Raw genomic sequence first — 6,656 nt, forward strand, 5'->3', positions numbered from 1 at the left:
GGTCCGCAATGAGTAGTCGGTGCAGGCGCGCCGCCGGGCACACGGCGACGCATCGTCACGCTGCACATGAATGGAGGGACAAATTGTCCTGCGATTCAAATGGTGCTTGGAAGTATAGAAGAAGCGCGTTACGCATTCGCGGCTCATCGAATAAATCTATCCGTGTTTGAAAGCCGCATTGTCAGATTCAATGCCGGAAATACGGTGCAACAGGTATGCTTTGTACATGAAAAGCGACGGTTTTAATCCGTCATTTTTTCATTCAGCGCCCGCGCATCCGGTCAAAATTTCCCAAATCGATATCACGCCATGTCGAAATCCGACGATGAAGGCGCGCGGCTGTTCGGCCACTCGCGTTCGATTCAGGACCTGCTGTTGAAAGTGTCGCGCGTGGCGACGACCCGCGTGAGCGTGCTGATCGTCGGTGAAAGCGGCGCGGGCAAGGACATCGTCGCGCGGCTGCTGCACGACATGAGCCCGCGGCGCCGCGGTCCGTTCGTGCCGGTCAATTGCGGCGCGATTCCGAAGGACCTCGCGGAGTCGCATTTGTTCGGTCATGAGAAAGGCAGCTTCACCGGCGCGGTCGCGCAGCACGTCGGCATGTTCGAAGCCGCGCGCGGCGGCACGCTGTTTCTCGACGAAATCGCCGAAATGCCGGCCGAATTGCAGGTGAAGCTGCTGCGCACGCTCGAGACGAACACGATCGTGCGCGTCGGCGGTCACGAAGCGATTCCGCTCGACGTGCGGATCGTCGCGGCCACGCATCACGATCCGGTCGACGCGGTGCGCAGCGGGCGCCTGCGCGAAGACCTGTTCTTCCGGATCGCGACGGTCGCGCTGCACGTGCCCGCGCTGCGGCAGCGCGAGGACGACGTCGGCGACATCGCGGTCGAGATCGTCGATCGCCTGAACGCGCGGCACCGCACGCGAAAGCGCCTGTCGATGCAGGCGATGAAGGCGCTGCGCGCGTATACGTGGCCCGGCAACGTGCGCGAACTGCGCAACGCGCTCGAGCGCGCGTTCATCCTCGCCGACGAGCAGATCGAGCTGCAGCTGCCGCGCCGGCAGCCGCCGCGCGAGGAAGTGCGTCACAACGCGATGACGCTGCACATCGGCAGCACGCTCGCGCATACGCAGCAACGCTTCATCGTCGCGTCGCTGCGGCATTTCAACGGCGACAAGCCGCGCACCGCGAAAGCGCTCGGCATCAGCCTGAAGACGCTGTACAACCGGCTCGCGCTGCTGCCCGAGCACGAGCGCAACGCGATCAACGCGATCGGTACGCCGGGCGGTGCGAACGCATCCGGTGCGTCGAGCGCGGCGAGCGCCGCGACTGCGGCGAACGGAGCGAGCCCGACGAGCGTACCGACCGCGAACCCGTAACCGTCGCCGCCGCGCGCGGCGCCGTCACCCGACGACGTCGCGCAGCGCGCCGTCCCAGTCGCGCACGAAGCGCTCGATGCCGAACCGTTCGCACGCATCGCGGCGCGCGGCCGCGCCCCACTCGCGCGCGAGATCCGCATCGCGGATCAGCATGCGCATCGCATCGATCAGCACCGCCGGCCGCGTGTCCGCAACGCCGTTGCTGCCGGTCCTCACGACCTGCGCCATCTCGGTCGTCGCGAGCGCGACGATCGGCAGCCCGACCATCATCGCCTCGATCACCGCGAGCCCGAGGCTCGTATAGCGGATCGGATTGAAAAAGAACCGGTAGTGCGACAGGAACTGCGGCAGCGCCGGATTCGGCACCTCGCCGATTCCGCCGAGCTCGGTCGAGCCCATCCCGACGAGATCGAGCGGCACGTGCTGCCGCACGTTCTCGAACAGATCGGCGCCGAGCCGCCGGCCGCGGCGCGCGAGGTTGTTCACGACCGTCACGCCCTTCGGCAGCGTGCCGCGATACTCGACCGGCTCCGGCATCAGCACGCCGTGTTCGATCACGCGCGTCGGCGTGACGCCGTTATCCCACATCAGCGCGTTGAACGGCGTCACGTGCACGAGCAGCACGTTCGGATCCTGCACCGGATGCAGCGTGTCGGTCGGATGCTCGCGTGGCGGATCGTGTTCGACGAACAGCGTCGGCAGCGTGCGCTGCGCGTCGCTGAGCAGATGCATTCGATCGTGCTGGTAGTGAGTGTGATGCTGATACAGCACGCAATCGAACGCGGTATCGCGCACGCATTCCGCCGGCACCTCGTGCACGTTGTCGCCCCACGGCAGATGCCCGACGCGGCCCGCATAGCCGGGTGGATGCTGCGGCTTCGTCACGATGTAGAAATCGTGCGGCGCCTGCGACAGGTAATACAGATAGTTGCCATGCACGTGCCAGGTGAGCACGCGCAACCGCTTACGTGACATGACGTCTCTCCTCCGCGAGCAGTTCGCCCGCCCGATCGATCACGTCGTCGACGCCGATCGCCGTCGCGCACTCGTGTCCGTACGGACACGTATCGAACATGCACGGCCGGCAGGCCGGGTAGCTCGCGAGTACGCGATGGCGTTCGCCGTCGAGCGGCGCCCAGCGGGCCGTATCGCTGCCGCACGCGATGACGACGCTCGGCGTGCCGAGCGCCGCCGCGACATGCGACACGCCCGTGTCGTTGCACAGCAGCAGCCGTGCGCGGCCGATCAGCGCGGCGAGCGCGCCGAGCGGCGTGCGGCCGCACAGGTTCACGCACGGCCGGCCGAGCTGCTCGGCGAACGCGGCGGCCAGCGACAGCTCCGCGCGCGTGCCGGTCAGCACGATCTGCCAGCCTTCGTCGGCGAGCTGCCGCGCCGCGTCGGCAAAGCGCTCGATCGGCCAGCGCCGCGACGCCATCCGCGCACCGGGATGCACGATCACGTAGCGGCCCGGCACGAGCGCATGCTCGTCGCGCAGCACGTGCCATAGCGCGTAGTCGAGCCCGCCGAGCGGGAATTCGAGGTAGTCGCCCCAGTCCGGATAGCCGAGCTTGCGCATCAGCGCGAGGCAGCGCGACACCTCCGGTTCGCTGTCGCGCCACGGCAGCGCGCAGTCGAGCGCGGTCGTCCCGCCGTCGTCCGGCACGAAGCCCGCGACGCGCGCGGCGCCGAGCGACGCGACGATCGCGTTCGTCTGCACGCCGCTGCCGTGCAGCTGGATCGCGAGATCGAAGTCGCGCGCGCGACACTCGGCGATGAACGCCTCGCGCGCGGCCGCGTCCGGCTCCGGCTGCTCGGCGAGACCGGGCGCGCCGGGAAACGCGATGAAGTTGTCGATGTACTCCGAGAAGCGCGACGCGAACTCGCGCGCCCACGGCAGGCCGATCAGCGTGATGCGCGCATCGGGCTCGCCGCGTCGCAGCGCGCGCAGCGCGGGCACCGCACAGAGCATGTCGCCGAGCTGCAGCGCACGGAACACCGCGATGCGCGGCGGGCCGGACGAGAAATCGGATTCGGGCTTCATAGGAAGAACACGCGGAAATGGAGCGCGCCGCGCAGGCGCCAGTACAGCGACACCGGCGGAATCGCGATCGACGTGACGATCATCTCGGCGATGTGCGACGGCGTGAGCTGCGTGCCGCGCAGCCGCTTCACGCAGAACGCGGCCGTGATCGCCGCCCACGCGAGCGCACAGACGATGCCGGCCCCCGGCCAGCGCGCGGCGAAGCACACGATCGCCGCCAGCGCGGCGAGCACGGCCGCGTAGTAGTTCCACGGCGGCACCGGGCGGATATGGCGGCGATACGTGGTCGGGTGCTTCTTGTACAGCAGCGCGTCGAAATACACCTTCGACTGCTGGCCGATGCTCGCGCCCCAGCGCGCGGGACGCACCGGATGCACGATCCGCGCATTGTCGACTTCGACGATCGGCCCCGCATGCTCGCGCAGCGCGAACATCAGGTCCGCGTCCTCGCGCCACGCGCGCGTGAAGCGTTCGTCGAAGCCGCCGACCCGCTCGAGCGCCGCGCGCCGCACGAAGCAGTTCGCGGTCGCGAACTCCGCGTGCGCGAGACCGGCCGCGTCGCGCTCGTAGTCGGTCGGGCGCGGGCGCAGCGGCACGTCGATGCGCCCGGCCGCGGCCGCCGCCGACGGCTCGGCGAGCAGCGCGGCCGCGCCGTGCTTGAGCCACGTCGGGTCGGGAATCGTATCGTCGTCGGTGAACGCGATCAGCGCGCCGCGCGCGCTGCGCCAGCCGACGTTGCGCGCGCCGGCCGGCCCCTGCGTATCGGGCGCGGTCATGTAGCGGATCGCCGGCACGTCGCTCACGCGCGCGCGGCACGCGTCCACCACCGGCCGCGCGCTGCCGGCCGGATCGTCGTCGACGACGACGATCTCGTACGTCGTCGGATCGAGCACCTGCGCGCACAGTGCGTCGAGACAGCGTTCGAGCAGGTCGGGCCGGCGGAAGGTCGGCACGACGACCGACACGGTCGGCGGCAGCTGCGTGTCGCGCATGTTCATCGCTGCTTCTCCAGCAGGAACGAACCGATCACGAGCGCGTCGAGCGGCGACGTCCAGAAGCACTCGATCGCGTCGCGCGGCGTGCAGACGATCGGCTCGCCGCGCGTATTGAACGACGTGTTGACGAGCACCGGCACGCCGGTCAGCGCATCGAACTCCGTCAGCAGCGCATGCAGCAGCGGATGCTGGCTTTCGTCGACGGTCTGCACGCGCGCGGTGCCGTCGATGTGGCGCACCGCGGGGATGGTCTCGTCGGCGCCCGGCGCGACGTCGTACACGAACAGCATGAACGGCGCGCGCAGCGGCCGGCGCCGGCCGCCCGTGAACCAGTGATGCGACTTGCTCTCGAGCACGACCGGCGCGACCGGCCGGAAGTCCTCGCGATCCTTGATCCGGTTCAGCTTGCGCTGCATGTCCGGATCGATCGGCGACGCGAGGATCGAACGTGCGCCGAGCGCACGCGGACCGAACTCCATGCGCCCCTGGAACCAGCCGATCACGCGGTCGGCGGCGAGCAGCGCGGCCGTCTGCGCGGCGACGTTGTCGAGCCGCCGGTACGGCAGCTGCGCTTCCTTGAGGAACGCCTCGATCGCGTCGTCGCTATACGACGGGCCGAGATACGCGTGGTCCATCCGCCAGTCGCCGCGCGCGCCGCGCATCCGGAAATCGGTCCACAGCGCGGCGCCGAGCGCGGTGCCCGCGTCGCCGGCGGCCGGCTGCACCCACACGTCGTCGAACGGACCGCGATCGCGGATCCGCGCATTCATCACGCAGTTCAGCGCGACGCCGCCCGCCATCGCGAGATTCTTCTCGCCGGTCTCGGCGGCGAGCCAGTCGACCGCCTGCAGCGCCGTCTCCTCGAGCACGAGCTGCAGCGCGTGCGCGATGTCGCAGTGATGCGGCTCGATCGACCCGCCACGCTCGCGCGCGGGACCGAACAGCGCGACCAGATCCTCGTTGACGACCTCGTAGCGCCCTTCGCCGCGATAGCGGACGAGCTTGCGCATCTGGTCGGCATACACCGGCTTGCCGTACGACGCGAGCGCCATCACCTTGTACTCGTCCGACGAATGCAGGAAGCCGAGATACTGCGTGACGCGCTCGTACAGCAGCCCGAGCGAATGCGGCAGGTTCACCTGGCCGATGCGCCGGTAGTCGCGGCCGTCGAACACGCCGTAGCTGGTCGTCGCGCGCTCGCCGCGCCCGTCCATCGTCATCACCGCGCAGCGCTCGAACGGCGCCGCGAGAAACGCGCTCGCCTCGTGCGCGAGATGATGCTCGACGAAATGCCAGCGGAACGGCCCTTCGTGCGTGACGCCGCGAAAGCGCCGCTGCAGATGGTGCGGCGCGCCGCCCGCGAGCTGGCGCGGCGCGTTCACGATCGACGACAGGAACAGCGGATGCCACGGCGACGCGCCGTCCGCCCGCGGCGCATGCGCGGACGGCGACAGCGGCAGCGTCAGCACCGGCTCGTCGCCGTGACGGTCGAGCTCGAGCCACGGGTCGTACGAGTACGCGACGTGATGGACGTCCGCGAGCGCGATGCCCGCTTCGGCCAGACAGTAGTCGATCGCGTGATACGGCAGCTCCCACGTCGAGAACGGCACGGGGCGCTTCGCGTGCTTCACGTGCGTGAAGCGTTCGTCCTCGGCCGCCGCGATGACGACGCCGTCGCGCACGAGGCACGCGGCACTGTCGTGGAACGCGGCATTGATGCCGAGCGTATAGATCGGTTCGGGCATGCGTCAGCTCCTTGTGATGACGTGCGCGAAGGGAATCACGTTCGATGATGCGTCGAGCGCGACAGCGTCGCCGTGCGCGGCGGCTCGCGCGGCCGCCCGCTGCGCATGGCGCTCGCTGCCGCGCAGCAGCGCGTGCGTCGCCGCGACGACGTCGTCGACGCTCACGCCGGTCAGGCACGGATGGCCGGGCTGGTTGCACACGCTGCGGTAGCAGTTGCGGCACGGCACGTCGACGTTCAGCGCACGGTGCGGCACGCGCCACGGCGTGTGCTGCGGATTGGTCAGCGCGTACAGATCGACCACCGGCGTGCCGAGCGCGGCGGCCAGATGCACGGGTCCGCTGTTGTTCGACAGCAGCAGGTCGGCCGTCTCGATCAGCGCGCCGAGTTCGCCGAGCGGCAGCGCGCCGGCCAGCGGCACCGCGCGCGGGCCCGCGCGTTCGCACACCGCGTCGACCAGCGCGCGCTCGCTCGCGCTGCCGGTCACCGCGAT

General features: G+C 69.5%; 6 protein-coding genes. 1 reads left to right on the forward strand and 5 read right to left on the reverse strand.

What is annotated here, in order from left to right; genetic code table 11:
* The first annotated feature begins 309 nt into the window (after positions 1 to 309).
* Complete coding sequence (locus BUB20358_RS18900) at positions 310 to 1,383, forward strand: sigma-54 interaction domain-containing protein (RefSeq protein WP_035975951.1); 1,074 nt, start codon at positions 310 to 312, stop codon at positions 1,381 to 1,383.
* A gap of 24 nt (positions 1,384 to 1,407) precedes the next feature.
* Here BUB20358_RS18900 and BUB20358_RS18905 read toward each other — a convergent pair whose 3' ends face one another.
* From BUB20358_RS18905 to BUB20358_RS18925, 5 genes are all read right to left on the reverse strand, one after another.
* On the reverse strand, positions 1,408 to 2,358 hold the full coding sequence (locus tag BUB20358_RS18905) for a glycosyltransferase (RefSeq protein ID WP_006767461.1): 951 nt from the start codon (positions 2,356 to 2,358) through the stop codon (positions 1,408 to 1,410).
* A complete protein-coding gene (locus BUB20358_RS18910; RefSeq protein ID WP_006767462.1) occupies positions 2,348 to 3,424 on the reverse strand; it encodes a glycosyltransferase family 9 protein in 1,077 nt (358 codons plus the stop codon). The genes BUB20358_RS18905 and BUB20358_RS18910 overlap by 11 nt, the downstream gene beginning before the upstream one ends.
* Positions 3,421 to 4,422 (reverse strand): glycosyltransferase family 2 protein, encoded by a 1,002-nt coding sequence (locus BUB20358_RS18915; RefSeq protein WP_035975952.1) that lies wholly within the window; start codon positions 4,420 to 4,422, stop codon positions 3,421 to 3,423. Before BUB20358_RS18915 ends, BUB20358_RS18910 begins: the two co-directional genes overlap by 4 nt.
* Positions 4,419 to 6,164: a carbamoyltransferase family protein gene (locus BUB20358_RS18920; RefSeq protein WP_035975953.1), complete on the reverse strand. Its 1,746-nt coding sequence runs from the start codon at positions 6,162 to 6,164 to the stop codon at positions 4,419 to 4,421. The genes BUB20358_RS18915 and BUB20358_RS18920 overlap by 4 nt, the downstream gene beginning before the upstream one ends.
* A 3-nt stretch (positions 6,165 to 6,167) precedes the next feature.
* Positions 6,168 to 6,656, reverse strand: a 489-nt coding sequence (locus tag BUB20358_RS18925) for a glycosyltransferase family 9 protein (RefSeq protein WP_254593970.1), incomplete at its 5' end; no start/stop codon positions are given.

The sequence above is a fragment of the Burkholderia dolosa genome, assembly GCF_902499135.1.
GTDB classification, from domain to species: domain Bacteria; phylum Pseudomonadota; class Gammaproteobacteria; order Burkholderiales; family Burkholderiaceae; genus Burkholderia; species Burkholderia dolosa.

What these genes read in the sequence shown, in the direction of transcription:
- BUB20358_RS18900 (WP_035975951.1), top strand. Translation starts at nt 310, where the DNA reads ATGTCGAAATCCGACGATGAAGGCGCGCGGCTGTTCGGCCACTCGCGT.
- BUB20358_RS18905 (WP_006767461.1), bottom strand. Translation starts at nt 2,358, where the DNA reads ATGTCACGTAAGCGGTTGCGCGTGCTCACCTGGCACGTGCATGGCAAC.
- BUB20358_RS18910 (WP_006767462.1), bottom strand. Translation starts at nt 3,424, where the DNA reads ATGAAGCCCGAATCCGATTTCTCGTCCGGCCCGCCGCGCATCGCGGTG.
- BUB20358_RS18915 (WP_035975952.1), bottom strand. Translation starts at nt 4,422, where the DNA reads ATGAACATGCGCGACACGCAGCTGCCGCCGACCGTGTCGGTCGTCGTG.
- BUB20358_RS18920 (WP_035975953.1), bottom strand. Translation starts at nt 6,164, where the DNA reads ATGCCCGAACCGATCTATACGCTCGGCATCAATGCCGCGTTCCACGAC.